This window comes from Dankookia sp. P2 (assembly GCF_050632255.1).
Classification (GTDB): Bacteria; Pseudomonadota; Alphaproteobacteria; order Acetobacterales; family Acetobacteraceae; genus Paracraurococcus.
In genome coordinates, this window is the sequence record NZ_CP192581.1 from 5,841,162 (window position 1) to 5,858,513 (window position 17,352).

Sequence of the window (17,352 nt, forward strand, 5' to 3'; positions counted from 1 at the left end):
GACGACCATGCGCCTGACCCGCCGTTCGCTCGGGCTGCTGCCGCTGCTGCCGGCCATGGCCCGCGCCCAGGGGACATGGCCGGACAAGCCGGTGCGGCTGATCGTCGGCTATACCGCGGGCGGGCCGACAGATTTCGTCGCCCGGCTGTTCCAGGACCCGCTGACGACGCTCTGGGGCCAGCCGGTGGTGATCGAGAACCGTCCCGGCGCCAGCGCGGTGCTGGCGACCGAGGTCGTCGCCCATAGCGCGCCGGACGGCTATACCCTGCTGCTGGCGACCAGCGTCCACAGCAGCAACCCGGCGATCTACCCGAAGCTGCCCTATGACAGCATCGCCGACTTCACCCCGATCGCGCTGCTCTACGGCTCTCCGACCGTGCTCTTCGTGCCGAAGGACTCGCCGCTGAAGGCCGCGCGGGACGTGGTGGCGCTGGCGCGGAAGGAGGGCACGCTGGCCTATGCCACCTCGGGCAACGGCTCCTCCGGCCACTTCGCCGGCGGCATGTTCGCGCGGAAGGCCAAGGTCGACCTGACCCACATCGCCTATCGCGGCGCGGCGCCGGCGCTGCAGGACCTGATCGGCGGCCGGGTGCCGATCAGCTTCGCAACCCTTTCCGGGGCGCTGACCCTGGCGCGCGCGGGGGCGATCCGCGCGATCGCGGTCTGCGCGCCGCAGCGTGGAGGCGCTGCCGGATGTGCCGACCCTAGCCGAGAGCGACCTCGACATCCCCGATACCAGCCCTTGGTTCGGCCTGGTCGGGCCGGCCGGCGTGCCGCCGGCCGTCGTGCAGCGGATCGCGACGGATGCACGCACGGTCCTGCGGCGCCCAGAGATCCGCGCCCGCATCATCGACCAGGGCGGCGTGGTGCTGGACGAGGGGCCGGCGGAGTTCGGCGCCCGCATCAGGCGGGAGATGGAGGAGAGCATCGAGGTGGCGCGCGCCATCGGGATCCGCGCCGAATGAGCGCGACGCGGCGATCCCTGCTGGCGCTGCCGGCGCTGCTGGCGGCGGGACCGGCCCGGGCGGCCTGGCCGGAGCGGCCGGTGCGGCTCTTCGTCGGCTTCCCGCCGGGCGGGCCGACCGACTTCATCGCCCGCGCCGTGGCGCCCGGGCTGCAGGCGGCCTGGGGCCAGCCGGTGGTGATCGAGAACCGCGGCGGCGCCAATGCGACTATCGCGACGGAGGCCGTGGCGCGCTCCGCCCCCGATGGCCATACGCTGCTGCTGGCGGCGAACAACCACGTCATGAACCCGCCGCTCTATGCGAAGCTGCCCTATGACCCGATCGGCGACTTCGCGCCGGTGCATGCCATCGCCGTCTCGCCGAACGTGCTCTGGTGCGGCACGCAGCAGCCCTGGCGCAGCCTGGCGGAGCTGGTCGCGGCGGCTCGGGCGAAGCCGGGCGCGCTCAGCTTCGCCACCACCGGCATCGGCGGCAACGGGCATTACGGCGGGAAGCTGCTGCAGCGTGCGCTTGGCATCCAGCTGACGCATGTGCCCTACAAGGGCACCGCGCCGGCGATGCAGGACGTGGTGGCGGGGCTGGTGCCGCTGACCGTCGGTACGCTGGTCGGCACCATCGGCGGCTTCCGCAACGGCCAGATCCGGCCGTTGGCAGTGCTCTCGCCGCAGCGGGCGCCGGAGCTGCCGGATGTGCCGACGCTGGCCGAGCTCGGCCATCCGCTGGTCGATACAGGCGTCTGGTACGGGCTGCTGGCGCCGGCCGGGACGCCGGCGCCGCTGGTCCGCCGCATGGCGGACGACATGGCGGCGCTGCTGCGGACGCGGGAGGTGCAGGACCGCCTCGCCAGCCAGGCCTCCGTCGTGCTGGCCCTCGGGCCGGAGGAATCCGCCAGCCGCATCCGGGCCGACCTTGGCGCCTGGGCGGAGGTCGCCCGCGAGGCGGGCATGAAGGCCGAATAGGGAAAATCACCGATGCGCATGCAGGCCGCGATCATGTTCGAGCAGGGGAAGCCGCGCCCCTATGCCACCTCCAACGCCCTGGTGATCGAGGATGTCGAGCTGGAAGGCCCCGGCCCCGGCGAGGTGCTGATCGAGGTCGCCGCGGCCGGGCTCTGCCATTCCGACCTTTCCGCCATCGAGGGCATCCGGCCGCGGCCGCTGCCTGTGGTGATCGGGCATGAGGGCGCCGGGATCGTCCGCGAATGCGGCGAGGGCGTCACCGACCTGAAGCCGGGCGACCATGTGGTGACGGTCTTCGTCGCCTCCTGCGGGGTCTGCCGCAACTGCGTGCGCGGCCGGTCGAACATCTGCAATGCCGGCAACGCGGCACGCGCCGCGGGGACGCTGCTGTCCGGCGCCAAGCGGATTAAGCGGCTGAACGGGGAGGCGATCAACCACGGGAGCGGCCTGTCGCTCTTCGCGCAATATGCCGTGGTGGGGCGGCGTTCCGCGGTGAAGATCGACTCCTCGGTACCGCTGGAGGATGCGGCGATCTTTGGCTGTGCGGTGATGACCGGCGCCGGGGCGGTGCTGAATACCGCGAAGATGCAGGCCGGCGACACCATCGCGGTGGTGGGCCTCGGCGGCGTAGGGATGAACGCGCTGTTCGCCGCCATCGCGGGCGGTGCCGAGCGGATCATCGCCATCGACACCAGCGCAGAGAAGCTCGGCCTGGCTCGGCAATGGGGGGCGACGGACACCTTCCTGGCCACCGACAAGGATTGCGTCGAGCAGGTCAAGGCGGCGACTGATGGCGGCGTCGACACGGTGATCGAGACGGCAGGCAATATCCGCGCGATGGAACTCGCCTATGCCATCACCGCGCGCGGCGGCAGCGTGGTCAGCGCCGGGCTGCCGGCGCAGGGGGCGAATTTCTCCTATATGCATTCCGGGCTCGTCTCGGACGAGAAGAGCATCCTCGGCAGCTATATGGGCTCCTGCATCGCCGAGCGCGACATCCCGCGCTTCCTCGGACTCTACAAGCGCGGCAAGCTACCGGTGGGGTCGCTGAAGAGCGGCTTCCTGCCGCTGTCCGAGATCAATGCCGGCTTCGACCGGCTGTCGGATGGTAGCGTGCTGCGGCAGGTGTTGCGGCCGAACATGTAAGGCAATCCGGTGCCCCGCCCGATCGTGATGGGGGAGGGGTGACGCAGCCGTCCGGCCGGATCGGTTATCCGACTGGTCGTGCTGCGAGGGGAGGCTGCGATGCGGGCCATGCGGCTGCACCGCCCTGGCCGGTTGGTGGCGGAGGCGGTGCCCGATCCCGTGCCGGGGCCCGGCCAGGTGCTGTTGCGGGTCGCCGCCTGCGCGGTCTGCCGGACCGACCTGCATGTGGTGGATGGCGAAGCTTCCCGCACCGAAGCCCTGCGTGATCCCGGGCCACGAGATCGTCGGGCGCGTGGTGGCGACGGGGCCGGGCGTGGAGCGTTTCGCAATCGGCGACCGGGTCGGTGTCCCCTGGCTGGGTTCCACCTGCGGGACCTGCCGGTTCTGCCGCTCGGGGCGGGAGAATCTCTGCGCCGCGGCGCGCTTCACCGGCTACCAGATCGATGGCGGCTATGCGGAGTATGCGGTCGCGGATGCGCGGTTCTGCCTGCGCGTCCCGGCCTCCTATGCCGATGCCGAGGCGGCGCCGCTGCTCTGCGCCGGGTTGATCGGCCACCGGGCGCTGCGCATGGCGGGCGACCCGCGGCGGCTCGGCCTCTACGGCTTCGGGGCGGCTGCGCATATCGTGGCGCAGGTGGCGCGGCACGAGGGGCGGGAGGTCTATGCCTTCACCCGCGACGGCGACCAGGTGGCGCAGGATTTCGCGCGCGGGCTGGGCGCCGTCTGGGCCGGTGGATCCGAGGAAGCGCCGCCGGAGCCGCTGGATGCGGCGATCCTCTTCGCGCCCGTCGGGGCGCTGGTGCCGGCAGCGCTGCGGGCGGTGGATCGCGGCGGCACGGTGGTCTGCGCCGGCATCCACATGAGCGATATCCCGAGCTTCCCCTATTCTATCCTGTGGGAAGAGCGGAGCATCCGCTCGGTGGCCAACCTCACGCGCGCCGATGGGGAGGCCTTCATCGCGCTGGCGCCCAAGGTGCCCGTGCGCACCGAAGTCGAGCTCCTGCCGCTATCCTCTGCCGCTCTGGCGCTTGACCGCCTGCGCGCCGGGAAGGTGACGGGCGCCCTAGTCCTGGCGCCCTGACTCACAAGAATGGAAGGGGTGCGGGAAGAAACCTCCCCCCGCCCTTGCTGCCGTCAGGCCACCCGGATGTTGCTGAACTGCCAGGGGTCGCTCGCGTCGATATCTTCCGGGAACAGCGCAGCTCGGTCCTGCAGCGGCGTCCAGTCGGAATAGACGCCGACGAGTTCGCCAAGATAAGGCGCGCAGATCTCGAGGATGCGGGCGTGGTCCAGCTCGTCGGACTCGACCAGGCCCTGGCGCGGGTTCTCCATCGCCCAGATCACCCCGGCCAGCACCGCCACCGTCACCTGCAGCGAGGTGGCGTTGTTGTGCCGCACCAGGCCGCGCGCCTGCTCGATCGTCAGGCGCGAGCCGTACCAATACGCGCCCTTCTTGTGGCCCATCAGCAGCACGCCGAGCTCGTCCATGCCGCGGATGATCTCGTCCGTCATCAGCCGCTTCTCCGGCTGCATCTGCCAATTCTTGCCGGCCAGCTCGTGCACCGACAGTACCGCGTCGTCGCAGGGGTGGTAGGCGTAGTGCGAGGTTGGCCGGTAGGCGACGCTGCCATCGGCATTGCGCACCGTGTAGTAGTCGGCGATCGAGATGCTCTCGTTGTGGGTGATCAGGAAGCCGTGGAAGGGACCTTCCAGCGGCGTCCAGGTGCGGACACGGGTCGAGGCGCCCGGCCGCAGCAGGTAGATGGCCGCGTCGCAGCCGCTCTCGTGTCGGCGGCCGTCAGCCGGCAGCGCCTTCTCATGCGTGCCCCAGCCGAGCTCGGCCGGCTGGCAGCCCTCGCCGACGAAGCCGTCCACCGACCAGGTATTGACGAACTCGCCGGGGCGCTTCGGCCGGTCGGCCACCTGGGTGTCGCGCTCGGCGATGTGGATCACCTTGATGCCGAGGCCCTGCGCGATCCGCGCCCAGGCGGCGCGGTCGCGGGCTGGCGGCAGGCTCTCCACCGGTGCGCCGGTGTCGCGCGCGATGTCGAGCAGCGCCTGCTTGACAAAATGGCTGACCAGGCCGGGATTGGCGCCATGCGCGGTGACCGAGGTCGGGCCGCCGCGCAAGGACTCGCGCAGCGCCAGCGCGCTCTCGCGCATCGCATAGTTCGACCGCTCGGAGGGCGACAGCGACGGGTCGGTATAGCCGCCCAGCCAGGGCTCCACGACGGTGTCGAGGTAGAGCACGTCGAGCTCCCGGCACAGCTGCATCAGCGCGACCGAGGAGACGTCGACCGAGAGGTTCAGCAGGAAATCGCCCTTCCGCAGCAGCGGAGTCAGTAGGTCGCGGTAGTTCTCCCGCGTCGCCGCTTCGACCACGAATTTCACGCCGTATTCAGCCGCGACCTCATGGCCGCGCTCCTCGGCGGTCACGATCGTGATCCGGTCCTTCGGCAGGTCGATATGGCGCAGGATCAGGGGCAACACGCCCTGGCCGATGCTGCCGAAGCCAAGCATCACCAGACGGCCGGAGAAGGAAGCGTGGATCACGGTAAGGGTACTCCTGGGCACGCGGTCGGGCGGCCCCGCCGCCATAGGCCAGCGGGGCCGCCCCAGTAAAAAGGCAATCCGATGTCAGGCCGCGAGCGCGGCCTCGCCCGTCGCGTCGAGCATCGGGCGGTCGCGGACCTCGACCAGGCGGGCCCGGTCGAAGCCGTTGAAGGCGGTGCGCAGGCAGGCGCCATAGGCGCCGAGCTGGCCGATCTCGATCCAGTCGCCCTCCTGCACATCCGCCGGCAGCCAGAAGGGCCCGGCCATGCGGTCGGCGCTGTCGCAGGTCGGGCCGTACAGAGCGAAGCCCTGCAATGCCTGGCTTGCGACCCCTTCCGGCCGGATCAGCCGGCAGGGGAAGACGAAGCCCGGCGCGCCGGCATCCGACAGCGCGCCATAGACGCCATCGTTCACATACAGCTCATGGCCGCGGCGCTGCTGCACCTGCACCACCACGCTGCCGCCGCTGGCCACCAGCGCCCGGCCCGGCTCCGCCCAGAGCACCGCGCCCGGCAGGTCCAGCGCCTCGAAGGCGGCCTCGATCTCGGCGAAGAAGGCGCCGAGCGGAGGCGGCGTGACGTCCGGATAGGCGACGGGAAAGCCGCCGCCGACATCCACCACCTCGAGCGGCACGCCCGCGGCGCGGGCCACCTGGCCGACGAGTTCCATGGCGCGGCGCCAGGCCAGCGGGTCCAGGCACTGGGACCCCACATGGAAATGCAGGCCGAGCCGCGCCGCATGCGGCCGCGCCGCGCGCAGCAGGGCGACGGCATCGGCCGCCTCGGCGCCGAACTTGCCGGACAGGTCGTAGCGAGCGACGCCCTTGGGCAAGGCAAGCCGGACGAAGAGTCCGAGGCCCTGCGCCGCGTCGCCGCCGGTCTCGGCCAGGATCTTGGCGAAGCTCCTCCGCCGTGTCGAGGACGAAGTCCCGCACGCCCTGGCACTGCCAAGCCTCGCGGATCGCGCCGCGGGCTTTCACCGGGTGCATGAAGTGGATGCCGGCCGCCGGGAAAATGCTGCGGACCAGCGCCACCTCGGCGGCCGAGGCGCAGTCGAAATGGCGCACGCCGCCGTCCCAGACCGCACGCAGCACGGCAGGTTCCGGGTTGCACTTCACCGCATAGAGTGTCTCGCCCGGGAAGCCCTGGACGAAGGCGGCCGCGGCCGCGGCGATGGCGGCGGGGCGCAGGCAGTGCATCGGCTCCTCCGGCCGCGCGACGGCGACCAGGGCATCCACGGTCGGCAGGGCGTTGGCGGCATCGAGGTCGCGGCGCAGCGGGGCGACGGCAGCGCGGGCGCGGATCAGGTCCATCGGTCGGGTCCTCACGGCATCACGCCACGCACGGGGCGCGGCGGATCGGCATGGCATGGATGGGGGCCGGGCTGGGCCCGGCCGGCCTTCAGACGATGCGGTGCGGACTGGGCAGCGCCGCGGAGCGTTCGAGCGACATAGACAATCCCTTGCGACCCCAGCTCCCGAAGGCGCCGGCATGGACGAAAAGGACGCGTCCCGTCGTTGCTGTGCCCCGGGTCACTGGACCGGCTTGGGGCTCGCGGCACGTGCGATGGCGTCAGCGCCACCCCTCACGGGCAGCGCGGCCGGAGAAATAGTGCCTCCCGGCCGGGATTGCCATGTTTTTTGTGGGGGCTCGGCGGAGCCACGGGCATGACCGCCGGAGCCGGTGGCGGATTGCCGGAAACTTGCCGGCGGGGCGCCGTCAGGACCTGGCCAGCAGGGCCAGGTATTCCCAGGCCATGGTGGCGCCGGCCAGCGCGGTGATCTCGGCATGGTCATGCGCCGGGAGACCTCGACCAGATCCATCCCGCGCCATTCGAGGCCGCCGAGGCGCCGCAGCAGCGCTTGCGCCTGCCAACTGGCAAGGCCGCCGACCTCCGGCGTGCCGGTGCCCGGCGCGAAGGCGGGGTCCAGCGCATCGATGTCGAAGGAGAGGTAGCAGGGGGCCGCGCCGAGCACGCCGCGCACCCGGTCGGCCAGCGCCGCCGGGGTGGTCTCGTGCGCCTCCTGCGCCGTCACCACCGTGACGCCCTGCGCGAGGGTCCAGTCCCAGGTCTCCCGGTCTACCGGGGAGCGGATGCCGATCTGGATCATCCGCTTCGGGTCGACGATCCCCTCCCGGATGGCGTGGAAGAAGACCGAGCCATGCGCCAGACTTTGGCCGAGATTCGTCTCCCAGGTGTCGACATGCGCATCCATGTGCAGCAGGCCGACCGGCCCGCCGAGCCGCCGGGCGAGGGCGCGCAGCAGCGGCAGGGTCACCAGGTGCTCGCCGCCGAAGGTCACCAGATGGGCGCAGGCGGCGGCTTGCCGCTCGATCAGCGCCAGGCTGGCCGGGATGTCGCCGAGCGCGATGGCGAAGTCGCCGAGATCGGCGATGTCGAGGCTGCGCGGGTCGGTCCAGTGCTGCGGGTGGACGCCGTCCACCAGCATGCGGCTGGCCCGGCGGATCGCCGCCGGGCCGTCGCGCGTGCCGGCGCGGTTGGTGGTGCCGATATCGAGCGGCACGCCGGCGATGCAGACGCCGGCCCCCGGATCCTGCCGCGTGATGCCGAGAAAGCCCGGCGGGGTGGCGAAGGTCGGGGTGCCGGCCATGCGGATGCGCCGCCTACTTGACGGCGGAGAAGGCGGTCGGCTGCAGGAACATGTTCTCGACCCGCTCGAGGATCGGACCGTCGGCCTCGGACGCCGTGCGGGCGGCCACCCAGTCCGGGTCCACGGCGAAGCGGTTCCACTTGTCCTCGCGCTCCGCCAGGCTTTCCCATTCCACGAGGTAGTAGAGCGCGTGGTTGGAGGGGCCGACCAGCGTGGTCCAGAAGCCGGCCTGGCGGATGCCGTACTTGTCCCAGAGCTTCAGCGTGACCGTGTTGAAGCGGTTCAGCAGGGCCGGCAGGCGGTTCGGCAGGCAGTGATAGATGCGAAGCTCGTGGATCATGGCGGGTTCCTCCCTTGTGGGTGGGGGATGCTAGCCCGCGATCGGGGGCGGCTGGAAGCCGGGGCCCGGCCGGTGCAGGATGGCGCGAAAGGGGAGACGCGCATGTCGATCGCCACCGCCGTCGAGGCCGGCACCGACCTCGTCGAGTACTATTACGCCGCAGGCTGGACCGATGGCCTGCCGGTGGTGCCGCCGACCCCGGCGAAGGTGGCGGATTTCGTCGCTGGGCTGGGCGGCGAGCCGGACCTCGTGGAATGCAAGGTCGCGCCGCGCTGGGGCCTGCTGACGCGTGAGGTGCTGGCGATCAATGCCGTCATGGCCGGCTGCCTGCCGGCCCATGCGCCGGTGCTGCGGGCGGCGATGCTGGCGCTCTGCGACCCCGCCTTCAACCTGAACGGCGTGCAGGCGACGACGCACATGGCCGCGCCCCTGGTCATCGTGAACGGGCCGGCGGCGCGCGCGGCCGGCATGAATGGCGGCGCTAATGCCTTCGGCCCGGGCAACCGCGCGAATGCGACGATCGGCCGCGCCATCCGGCTGATGATGCTGAATGTCGGCGGGGCGCATCCGCCCGACCTCGACAAGTGCACGCTCGGCAACCCGGCCAAGTACAGCTATGCCATCTGCGAGAACGAGGCGGAGAGCCCCTTCGCGCCCTACCACGTCGAGCACGGCTGGAGGCCTGGCGACAGCACGGTCTTCGCCATGGCCGCTGAGGCGCCGCACAGCGTCACCGACCACCAGTGCAACGACCCCGAGGGCATCCTCGACACCATCTGCTCGGCAATGAGCACCATCGCCTCCAACAACGCGGTGCTGTCCGGGCATTGCGCGGTGGCGCTGGGGCTCGAGCATGCGCGGGACATCGCCCGGCACGGCTGGACCCGGCACGACATCCGCCATTACCTCTGGATGCACAGCGGCAATACCTTCCGGCTGATCAGCCGGGACCACCGCTACGGCCGCGTCTACAACCGCAACCTGCCGAAATGGTACAAGCGGGACCCGGACAGCCGCATTCCCGTCGTGCCAAGCCCGGACAACATCCACCTCTTTGTCGTCGGCGGGCATGCCGGGCGGTTCTCCGCCTTCATCCCGGGCTGGGGCACATGAACACGCCGGTGGTGAAGCCGGTTGGCGAAGCGGCGGCACCGGACGGGCCGGATTGCGCCGGCGGCGTCTGTGCGATCTGAAGGGAGGGGAGTCATGCTTACGACACTCGATGCCGATAGCCGCTTCGTCTTCGACCCGCGCGGCAGGGTCGACAGCGCCGAGACTCCCATCGCGCCACGTCCAGCGGCGTTGGGCGGGCTGCGGCTCGGCATTCTCGACAACAGCAAGTGGAACGCCAACAAGCTGCTGCGCGGGGCGCAGGCGGCGCTGGAGGGCTCGCTGCGCTTCGCCGCCGTCACCTATGCCGTGAAGCACAGCTTCTCGAAGGACGCGGACCCAGCCTTGATCGCAAAGCTGGCCGCCGAGTGCGACATCGTGCTGACGGCGATCGGCGATTGCGGGTCCTGCTGTTCCTGCTGCGTGCGGGACAGCATCGCGCTGGAACGGCTGGGCGTGCCTGCGGCCTGCATCATCACCACCAGAATTCGTCGAGGAGACCAGGCTGACCCGGGCGGCGCTCGGCATGCCGGGGCTGCGCCCGGTGGTGATCGACCACCCCGTCAGCTCCATCACGGCCGAGGAAGTCGCCGCGCGCGTGGCGCAGATCGCGTTGCAGGCGCAGGCGGTGTGGCTGGGGCACTGACCACCCGGTGAGCTACGAATTCTGGAAGCTGATCCACCTGTCGGGCATGGTGCTGCTGGTCGGCAATGTCACCGTCACCTCGATTTGGAAGCTCTATGCCGACCGCACGCGCGATGCGCGCATCATCGGCTTCGCCCAGCGATTGGTGACCGTCACCGACTGGTTCTTCACCTTCTGGGGCATCGTGCTGCTGGTGGTGGGGGCTTCGCCGCGGCCTGGATGGCGGGCATGGACCCGCTGCGCGACGACTGGCTGGTCTGGTCGGAAGTGCAGTTCGTCATTGCTGGAATGATCTGGCTGTTCCTGCTGGTGCCGATCCAGATCCGCCAGGCGCGCATGGCGCGCGACTTCGCCGCGGATGGGGAGATTCCGGACTTCTATTTCGCGCTCGGGCGCCGCTGGATCGTCTGGGGGCTGGTCGCCACCGTCCCGCTGGTCGGCGCAATGTGGAGCATGGTAGCCAAGTCCTGAACCACGGGAGGAACAAGACAATGCTGCTGTATGACTCGATCGGGCCCAATCCACGCGTCGTCCGCATGTTCATGGCGGAGCGCGGGATCGAGCTGCCGAAGACCACCATCGACCTGCGCGGCGGCGAGAACCGCCAGCCGGCCTATCTGGCGAAGAACCCGGCCGGCCAGATGCCCTGCCTCGAGCTCGACGACGGCTCCGTCCTCGGCGAGATCACCGCCATCTGCGAATACCTCGACGAGATCACGCCCGGCGAAAGCCTGATCGGCGCGACGCCGCAGCAGCGGGCCGAGACGCGGATGTGGACGCGGCGGATCGACCTCAACATCATCGAGCCGATGACCAACGGCTTCCGCTTCAGCCAGGGCCTCAAGCTCTTTCAGAACCGCATCCGCTGCATCCCGCAGGCGGCCGATGACCTGAAGCTGACGGCGCAGGAGAAGCTGACCTGGCTGGATGGGCTGATCCAGGGGCGTGAATTCGTCTGCGGCGACCGCCTGACGCTCGCCGACATCATGCTGTTCTGCTTCCTCGATTTCGGCGCGCAGGTCGGCCAGCCGGTGAAGCCGGAGCTGACCACGGTGACCGGGCTGATGGAGCGGATGAAGGCGAGGCCCTCGGCCGCGGCCTGATCCGCCTGGCGCCTTCGACGAGGGCTCGCGCCGTACGAGCCAGCCCTGTGGTCGCGCGCCGCTCACGACGCCTGGGCGGGGCCGCCCAGGCATCGCTTGCCCTGCAGCGGTTGGCGTTCAGGCGTGACGGCCGCACCGTTGTGGCCCGTTGTTGTCAGAGCAGGGCCCCGCGTCCGGACCTTCGCGTCCTCCCGCGATCGGCTCTAGGCAATCCGCCGGCGCCGCCGATGCGTCGGCGGATCGGCCGGAAAGGTGATGCCGCTTGCATCGACGCCGAGATGCACCATCAGCCGTGCCAGCTTGATGCCGCAGCGATAGCCCTCCAGCACTGGCACGTCCCAGCCCAGCGCCGCCAGTCGCGCCTGCAGCGGTCCCTGTAGCCAGAAGGCGCCGCTGCAGCCGAGCAGCAGCACCTCCGCGCCATCCTCCTCCAGCGCCGCGGCCGCGGCCTGCACCGCTGCCTCCAGCATGCCGCTGGCCTCGCCGCGGGCGAAGCCCTCCGCCTCGCCGCGCAGGGTCGGCCGGCCGCGATGCGCCGGCGCGGCAGCGGGTAGTCGATGTTGCGGATCGAGGCGAGGCCATGCGTCATCCGGTAGCGCACTACGAGTTCCGCCATATGGGCGTTGTGCGCCTCGGAGATGTCGATGATCGAGAAGCGGTTGCCGAGCGTCATCGCCAAGTGCATCTGCGCATGCGCATTGGCGGTCACCGGGATGCGGTGGCGCCGGCCGATCTCCCGCGCCTCCATGAAGCCGGGATCGCCGCCGCCGAGCAGCACGATGGCGTCGTAGCGGCCGCTCTCGCAGGCCTCCCGCACGATCGGCAGCCGGGCGACGCCGGCGATGGCGAATTCCTCCCGCGTCTCCACCGGCCAGTCTCCATGCGGCGCGATCGGGCCGGGGTGCAGGTCCCAGTCGAGGTCGGCCAGCAGCGGGGCGACCTCCGCGTGGTTCATCAGGTCTCGTCTCCTTGGTCCCGCCGTCGTCCCGGTAGCGATTGGCCGAGCCGGGCGGCAGGCTGAAGGCCTGCACCAGCAGGAAGCGCAGCCGCTGCCCCGGGTCGCGCATGCTCAAACCGCCTTGCTGGCGCGCAGCGCGGCGATTTCGGCCGCGGAATAGCCGAGCTCGCCCAGCACCGCGTCGGTGTGCTGGCCGACCGTCGGCGGCGGGCTGTCGACGCGCGGCCCGCCATGCGCAAGCGTGAAGGCGGCGACCGGCACGCCGAAGGGCTGCGGCACGCCGGGCGCGCCGCCCTCGAAGCGGTGGACCACGCCGCGCGAAGCGAGATGCGGGTCGGCCAGCGCCTCCTCCATCCGCCGCACCCGCGCCGCCGGCACGTGCTTCGACTGCAGATAGGCCTCCCACTCGTCGGCGGTGCGGGTCAGCATGATCTCGTTGAGCACAGCTTCCTCGGCGTCGCGGGCGGCCAGGCGCTGCTCATTGGTCGACTTCGCCATCTCCGGCCGGCCGAGCGCGGCCCAGAGCCGCCTCTGCTGCCGCAGGTTGCTCGCCCCCAGCATCACCATGCCATCCTTGGTCGGATAGGCGCTGTTGGTGGCCTGCGGGTGCTTGTTGCCGCTCGGCTTCGCTGCCTTGCCGGAGGCGAGGTAGGCCGTCACGTGGCTGGCCTGCATCATCAGCGCGACGTCGAGCATGGCGAGGTCGATCCGCTGGCCTCGGCCGGTCCGCTCCCGTTGGAAGAGTGCCGCCGAGAGCGCAAAGGCGCCCATGGTGCCGGTGGCGTAATCGATCGCCGGCGCCCCGAACTTGATCGGGTTGACCTCCGGCGTGCCGGTCGCGCGCCATGATGCCGGAGGTCGCCTGGATCACGTGGTCATAGGCGGTCTGCACGCCGCGTGGCCCGGTCTGGCCGAAGGCGGACATGGAACAATAGATCAGTCTCGGGTTGATGGCGCTCAGTGCCTCCCAGCCCAGGCCCAGCGCCTCGAAGGCACCGGGGCGGAAATTCTCGACCAGCACGTCGGCGCCGGCGACCAGCTTCTTCAGGACGTCCCTGGCCCGCCTTCTGCTTCAGGTCGAGCGTGATCGCGCGCTTGTTGGAGCCCTGGGTCAGGAAGTAGCTGCCCATGTTGGCTCGGTTCAGCGCCAGGTCGGGGCCGCTGTCGCGACTCTGGTCGGGATCGTCCGGCGGCTCCACCTTGATGACTGTCGGCGCCGAGCAGCGCCAGCTGGTAGGCCGCGAAGGGGCCCGCCAGCACATGCGTGATGTCGATGATCCGGATGCCTTCGAAAGGACGCATGGCGGGTATTCCCTGGACGTTCTTGCCGGGAGTATGCCCACCCTGGCGGCGCACGCCAATCGGCTGCACCATACCCGCCATGGAGGGAACGACCAGCCCTGACCGCGCCGGCGGAAGCGCCGCCGCGTCCATTCGCCTTTCCTGATTTCCGCCGGCTCTGGGGCATTGGGCTGGTGGTCTTCATGGTCCGCTGGCTCGAGATGCTTGCGGTCTCGATCTTCGTCTGGCAGGCCACCGGCTCCGCCTTCCTGGTCGCTATGATGGGCATGCTGCGCATCCTGCCGATGGGCCTGTTCGGCGCGCCGATCGGCGTTTTGGCAGAACGCGTGCAGCCGCGCAGGTGCGCTCACCGCCATCGTGCTGGTCAGCCTGCTGACCTCGGCCAGCCTTGCGGCGCTGGCCATGACGGGCATGCTCGCGGTCTGGCACCTGGCACTCGCCAGCTTCGTCAACGGCATCGCCTGGGCGGCGGACAACCCGGTGCGGCGGATGCTGATCGGCCAGGTGGTCGGGCCCGCCGCCATGGGACAGGCGATGTCCTTCGATGTCGGCAGCAACAATGCGAGCCGCATGCTGGGCCCGACCGTCTCCGGCCTGCTGTTCGCGGCCGTGGGCATCGAGGGCAGCTTCTTCGTCTCCGTTGCGCTCTATCTCCTCGCGCTGATCGCCGCGGTGACGCTGCGCTACCGCAGCGCGGCAGTGGCCCGCAGGTGGGGAGGGGTGCTGGCGCGGATGGGGGAGGGGCTGCAGGCGGTGCGGCGGTCCCCTCGGCTGCGCGGCACGCTGGTGGTGACGATCCTGTTCAACATCTTCGGCTGGCCCTTCACGAGCCTGGTGCCGGTGGTGGCGCAGCACCGCTATGGCCTCGGGCCGGAGGCAACCGGCATCCTGGCCAGCATGGACGGCGTCGGCGCCTTCGCCGGCGCGCTGCTGATGGCCGCACTTGCCAGGCCGGCCTGGTATGCCCGGCTCTATGTCGGGGGACTGAGCCTCTACCTCCTCATGGTCACCGGCTTTGCCCGTGGCGCCGAACGCGACGGTCGCCGGGGCCGCGCTGCTGCTGGTCGGCTTCGGCCAGTCGGGCTTCAGCATCATGCAGGCGACCCTCGTTTACCTGCTGTCCCCGCCTGAGGTGCGGATGCGGGTGCTCGGCCTGCTCTCGGTCTGCATCGGGCTCGGGCCGATCGGCTTCCTGGCGCTCGGCCTCGCGGCCGATGCGCTGGAGTGCGACCATCGCCTTGTGCGCTGACCGGCGGCCTCGGGCTGCTGGCGCTGGGACTGTGCTGGCCGCTCTGGCGTGCCATCCTGGTGAAGGGAGAGGGAGCCACGACATGACCGACCTGACGATCCGCGAGATCCGCACCACCCTGCTGCAGGCTGCCTGGGCGGACGATCCCTGGCTGTTCGGCCGTGCGCTCGGGGCACAGCGCGACCTCGTGGTGGTGGAGGTCGTCACCGCCTCCGGCCTCACCGGCATGGGCTACCTGCATCTGCTGAACCTGCCGTTGCAGCGCACGATCGGCGCCTGCATCGCCGAGGCCCTGGCGCCGCGCGTCGTCGGCCGCAGCGCGACCGAGGTGGAGGGGATCTGGCAGGACCTCTGGCGCGCGACCCTGACCGGCGGCCGCGGCGGGGTGACGATGATGGCGCAGTCGGCGATCGACATCGCGCTGTGGGACGTGGTGGGCAAGGCGGCCGGCCTGCCGCTGCACCGGCTCTGGGGCCATGTCCGCAGCCGCATCCGGCCTATGGCAGCGGCTGCTTCCGCGGCGCACTGGGGGAAGGCATGGCGGCCAAGGCGAAGCATTTCGCCGGCCAGGGCTACACCGCCATAAAGATGCAGGCGGCTCATATCGGCGATTGGCGGCAGGACGTGCGCAACCTGCGCATGGTACGCGACGCGGTCGGACCGGATGTCGAGATCATGATCGACATCAACATGGGCTGGACCGCCGAGCCAGGCGATCATCGCCGGCCGCGCCTTTCAGGACTACGACCCCTACTGGATCGAGGAGCCGGTGCTGCCGGACGACTTCTGCTCGGCTACCTCCGCTGCGCCGAGGCGCTGACCACGCGCGTGGTCGGCGGCGAGAGCGCATTTCGGCCGGGCCGACCTGAAGCCGGTTCTCGAGAACCCGCGCCTGCCCATCCTGCAGCCCGACCCGATGCGCGGCGGGCTGACCGAGCTGCGCAAGATCGCCACGGTCGCCGACACCTGGGGCATGACCATGGCGCCGCACCTCTTCCCCGGAGCTGAACGTGCATCTGCTGGCCAGCATCCCGAACGCAATCTGGGCCGAGAACATGGGCCTGCTCGACGATGTCTGGATCGACCCGCCGGCCTACGAGGCCGGGCACATCGTCGCGCCGGAACGGCCCGGCCATGGCCTGGCCTTCAAGCCGGAGGTGCTGCGCGATTTCGTGCTGAAAGGCTAGGCCCGCGCGCGGCGGGAGCGATCACGCCCCCGCCGCCTTGCGTCAGGGGGCGGCCTTCACGGCCGACCGCTCGATCGTCTTGCCGGTCCGCGAGATGTCCTCGCCGAGGCCCGCGGTGGTATGGCAGGCCCCGAGCAAGGCGAGCAGGGCGAAGGCGAGCAGGGTGCGGTTGCGCATCGGGATGCTGTCTCCGGTCGGTTCATGGACCTTGGCGGCAGCATCCCGCGAGGGCGGAAAGCGCCTCCGAAGTTGCAACGCCGCCGCAGCCCGAGCGTGGCCGCCGGCGGCGCGCACATTCTTGCGCTTGCGTTCCTTGCCTCAGGCCAGCGCGGCGATCGCCGCGTCCACCCCGCCCGGGGTGTGCGGCACGCCGGCGACCTTCATCGCCAATTCCACCGTCGCCAGCGTGCCCAGGATCATCGGCTCGTTCAGGTCGCCGAGATGGCCGATGCGGAAGACCTTGCCGGCCAAGGGCCCGAGTCCGCCGCCGAGCGAGAGGTTGAAGCGTTGCATCGCCACCCGGCGGAAGACGTCGCCATCCACGCCGTCCGGCATCAGCACCGCGGTCACGCTGTCGGAGTAGCGCGACGGCGTGGTACAGAAGAGCTGCGGCCCGTCGTTTCCCGACCAGTGCTGCACCGCCGCGCGAACTGCCTGCGCTAGCCGCGTGTGCCGGGCGAAGACGTTCTCCAGGCCTTCCTCCTGCTCCATCAGCCGCAGCGATTCCTGCAAGCCGAAGAAGAAGCTGGTGGGCACCGTGCCGAGAAAGCTCTTCAGCGGGCGCTTCATCATGGCGCTCCAGTTGAAGTAGTGCTTCGGCAGCGTCGAGGCCTCATGCGCCTTGAGCGCCTTCTGCGAGACGCCGGTGAAGCTTAGCCCGGTCGGCAGCATCAGCCCTTTCTGGCTGCCGCCGACCGCGGCATCGACGCCCCATTCGTCCATCCGGAAGTCGAGGCTGCCGAGCGAGGAGATGGTGTCGGCCAGCAACAGCGCCGGATGGCCGGTGGCGTCGAGCGCCGCGCGCACCTCGGGGATCGGGATCATCATGCCCGTGGAGGTCTCGTTGTGCACCACACCGACGGCCTTGATGACATGGCCGGTATCGGCCGCCAGCGCCGCCTTCACCGCGGCCATGTCTGACGCCGCGGCGCCAGTCGGCTGCGACGGTCTGCACCTCGATCCCGAGATCCGTCGCCATCCGGCCCCAGGATTGCGAGAAATGC

General features: G+C 70.5%; 22 protein-coding genes and 4 pseudogenes. 14 read left to right on the plus strand and 12 right to left on the minus strand.

Annotated elements, in window-relative coordinates; translation table 11 throughout:
- The first annotated feature begins 7 nt into the window (after positions 1–7).
- From ACQ86J_RS34650 to ACQ86J_RS34660, 3 genes are all read left to right on the plus strand, one after another.
- Positions 8–1,924: a Bug family tripartite tricarboxylate transporter substrate binding protein gene (locus ACQ86J_RS34650; protein ID WP_431269076.1), complete on the plus strand. Its 1,917-nt coding sequence runs from the start codon at positions 8–10 to the stop codon at positions 1,922–1,924.
- Positions 1,925–1,936: 12 nt separating this feature from the next.
- Positions 1,937–3,070, plus strand: a complete 1,134-nt coding sequence (locus ACQ86J_RS34655) for a zinc-dependent alcohol dehydrogenase family protein (protein ID WP_431269077.1) — start codon at positions 1,937–1,939, stop codon at positions 3,068–3,070.
- A 232-nt stretch (positions 3,071–3,302) separates the two neighbouring features.
- Positions 3,303–4,151 (plus strand): zinc-dependent alcohol dehydrogenase family protein, encoded by an 849-nt coding sequence (locus ACQ86J_RS34660; RefSeq protein WP_431269078.1) that lies wholly within the window; start codon positions 3,303–3,305, stop codon positions 4,149–4,151.
- Between the two features lie 53 nt (positions 4,152–4,204).
- On the opposite strand, the gene ACQ86J_RS34665 is transcribed toward ACQ86J_RS34660, so the two are convergent.
- The 5 genes and pseudogenes from ACQ86J_RS34665 to ACQ86J_RS34685 all read right to left on the minus strand — a co-directional run bounded on the left by ACQ86J_RS34665 (position 4,205) and on the right by ACQ86J_RS34685 (position 8,574).
- Positions 4,205–5,623, minus strand: coding sequence for a homospermidine synthase (locus tag ACQ86J_RS34665; RefSeq protein WP_431269079.1), 1,419 nt, complete (start codon positions 5,621–5,623; stop codon positions 4,205–4,207).
- An 84-nt stretch (positions 5,624–5,707) separates the two neighbouring features.
- Entirely contained in the window at positions 5,708–6,454 is a 747-nt protein-coding gene (locus ACQ86J_RS34670; RefSeq protein ID WP_431269080.1) for a hypothetical protein, read from the minus strand.
- Positions 6,455–6,578: 124 nt separating this feature from the next.
- A pseudogene (locus tag ACQ86J_RS34675) lies at positions 6,579–7,115 on the minus strand (hypothetical protein); the annotation flags it as partial.
- A gap of 39 nt (positions 7,116–7,154) precedes the next feature.
- Positions 7,155–8,234 carry an arginase family protein gene (locus ACQ86J_RS34680; RefSeq protein WP_431269081.1) on the minus strand — a complete coding sequence of 360 codons (1,080 nt, stop codon included), beginning with the start codon at positions 8,232–8,234 and terminating at the stop codon, positions 7,155–7,157.
- 13 nt (positions 8,235–8,247) lie between these two features.
- Entirely contained in the window at positions 8,248–8,574 is a 327-nt protein-coding gene (locus tag ACQ86J_RS34685; RefSeq protein WP_431269082.1) for an NIPSNAP family protein, read from the minus strand.
- A 102-nt stretch (positions 8,575–8,676) separates the two neighbouring features.
- Between ACQ86J_RS34685 and ACQ86J_RS34690 the strand changes: the two genes are divergently transcribed.
- From ACQ86J_RS34690 to ACQ86J_RS34710, 5 genes are all read left to right on the plus strand, one after another.
- Positions 8,677–9,687, plus strand: coding sequence for a hypothetical protein (locus ACQ86J_RS34690; protein ID WP_431269083.1), 1,011 nt, complete (start codon positions 8,677–8,679; stop codon positions 9,685–9,687).
- 93 nt (positions 9,688–9,780) lie between these two features.
- Complete coding sequence (locus ACQ86J_RS34695; RefSeq protein ID WP_431269084.1) at positions 9,781–10,341, plus strand: UGSC family (seleno)protein; 561 nt, start codon at positions 9,781–9,783, stop codon at positions 10,339–10,341.
- Positions 10,338–10,622, plus strand: a complete 285-nt coding sequence (locus tag ACQ86J_RS34700; RefSeq protein ID WP_431269085.1) for a DUF2269 family protein — start codon at positions 10,338–10,340, stop codon at positions 10,620–10,622. Before ACQ86J_RS34695 ends, ACQ86J_RS34700 begins: the two co-directional genes overlap by 4 nt.
- Positions 10,559–10,801, plus strand: a complete 243-nt coding sequence (locus ACQ86J_RS34705) for a DUF2269 family protein (RefSeq protein WP_431269086.1) — start codon at positions 10,559–10,561, stop codon at positions 10,799–10,801. The genes ACQ86J_RS34700 and ACQ86J_RS34705 overlap by 64 nt, the downstream gene beginning before the upstream one ends.
- 20 nt (positions 10,802–10,821) lie before the next feature.
- The gene (locus ACQ86J_RS34710) at positions 10,822–11,433 is read left to right on the plus strand and encodes a glutathione S-transferase family protein (RefSeq protein ID WP_431269087.1); all 612 of its coding nucleotides are present in this window, start codon (positions 10,822–10,824) and stop codon (positions 11,431–11,433) included.
- 203 nt (positions 11,434–11,636) lie between these two features.
- Here the strand turns inward: ACQ86J_RS34710 and ACQ86J_RS34715 are convergent, their stop codons facing one another.
- From ACQ86J_RS34715 to ACQ86J_RS34735, 5 genes and pseudogenes are all read right to left on the minus strand, one after another.
- Positions 11,637–11,762, minus strand: a complete 126-nt coding sequence (locus ACQ86J_RS34715; protein ID WP_431269088.1) for a hypothetical protein — start codon at positions 11,760–11,762, stop codon at positions 11,637–11,639.
- Positions 11,720–12,388 carry a hypothetical protein gene (locus ACQ86J_RS34720; protein ID WP_431269089.1) on the minus strand — a complete coding sequence of 223 codons (669 nt, stop codon included), beginning with the start codon at positions 12,386–12,388 and terminating at the stop codon, positions 11,720–11,722. The genes ACQ86J_RS34715 and ACQ86J_RS34720 overlap by 43 nt, the downstream gene beginning before the upstream one ends.
- A 114-nt stretch (positions 12,389–12,502) precedes the next feature.
- Positions 12,503–13,162, minus strand: a complete 660-nt coding sequence (locus tag ACQ86J_RS34725; RefSeq protein ID WP_431269090.1) for a CoA transferase — start codon at positions 13,160–13,162, stop codon at positions 12,503–12,505.
- A 94-nt stretch (positions 13,163–13,256) separates the two neighbouring features.
- Positions 13,257–13,412, minus strand: a pseudogene (locus tag ACQ86J_RS34730) (CoA transferase); the annotation flags it as partial.
- Between the two features lie 94 nt (positions 13,413–13,506).
- Positions 13,507–13,653: pseudogene (locus ACQ86J_RS34735) on the minus strand (hypothetical protein); the annotation flags it as partial.
- On the opposite strand from ACQ86J_RS34735, the gene ACQ86J_RS34740 reads away from it, so the two are divergent.
- The 6 genes and pseudogenes from ACQ86J_RS34740 (at position 13,595) to ACQ86J_RS34765 (ending at position 16,129) form a co-directional block, all read left to right on the plus strand.
- The gene (locus tag ACQ86J_RS34740) at positions 13,595–13,795 is read left to right on the plus strand and encodes a hypothetical protein (protein ID WP_431272774.1); all 201 of its coding nucleotides are present in this window, start codon (positions 13,595–13,597) and stop codon (positions 13,793–13,795) included. The pseudogene ACQ86J_RS34735 and the gene ACQ86J_RS34740 overlap by 59 nt on opposite strands.
- 255 nt (positions 13,796–14,050) lie before the next feature.
- Complete coding sequence (locus ACQ86J_RS34745) at positions 14,051–14,824, plus strand: MFS transporter (protein WP_431269091.1); 774 nt, start codon at positions 14,051–14,053, stop codon at positions 14,822–14,824.
- A complete protein-coding gene (locus ACQ86J_RS34750) occupies positions 14,787–14,942 on the plus strand; it encodes a hypothetical protein (RefSeq protein ID WP_431269092.1) in 156 nt (51 codons plus the stop codon). The genes ACQ86J_RS34745 and ACQ86J_RS34750 overlap by 38 nt, the downstream gene beginning before the upstream one ends.
- Positions 14,943–15,024: 82 nt before the next feature.
- Positions 15,025–15,528, plus strand: a complete 504-nt coding sequence (locus ACQ86J_RS34755; RefSeq protein WP_431269093.1) for a hypothetical protein — start codon at positions 15,025–15,027, stop codon at positions 15,526–15,528.
- Positions 15,529–15,530: 2 nt separating this feature from the next.
- Positions 15,531–15,593: pseudogene (locus tag ACQ86J_RS34760) on the plus strand (hypothetical protein); the annotation flags it as partial.
- A gap of 359 nt (positions 15,594–15,952) precedes the next feature.
- Positions 15,953–16,129, plus strand: coding sequence for a hypothetical protein (locus ACQ86J_RS34765; RefSeq protein WP_431269094.1), 177 nt, complete (start codon positions 15,953–15,955; stop codon positions 16,127–16,129).
- A 42-nt stretch (positions 16,130–16,171) separates the two neighbouring features.
- Here ACQ86J_RS34765 and ACQ86J_RS34770 read toward each other — a convergent pair whose 3' ends face one another.
- Together ACQ86J_RS34770 and ACQ86J_RS34775 are read right to left on the minus strand one after the other, a co-directional pair.
- Entirely contained in the window at positions 16,172–16,306 is a 135-nt protein-coding gene (locus ACQ86J_RS34770) for an entericidin A/B family lipoprotein (protein WP_431269095.1), read from the minus strand.
- 141 nt (positions 16,307–16,447) lie between these two features.
- Complete coding sequence (locus tag ACQ86J_RS34775) at positions 16,448–17,263, minus strand: pyridoxal-phosphate-dependent aminotransferase family protein (protein WP_431269096.1); 816 nt, start codon at positions 17,261–17,263, stop codon at positions 16,448–16,450.
- Between the last annotated feature and the right edge of the window lie 89 nt (positions 17,264–17,352).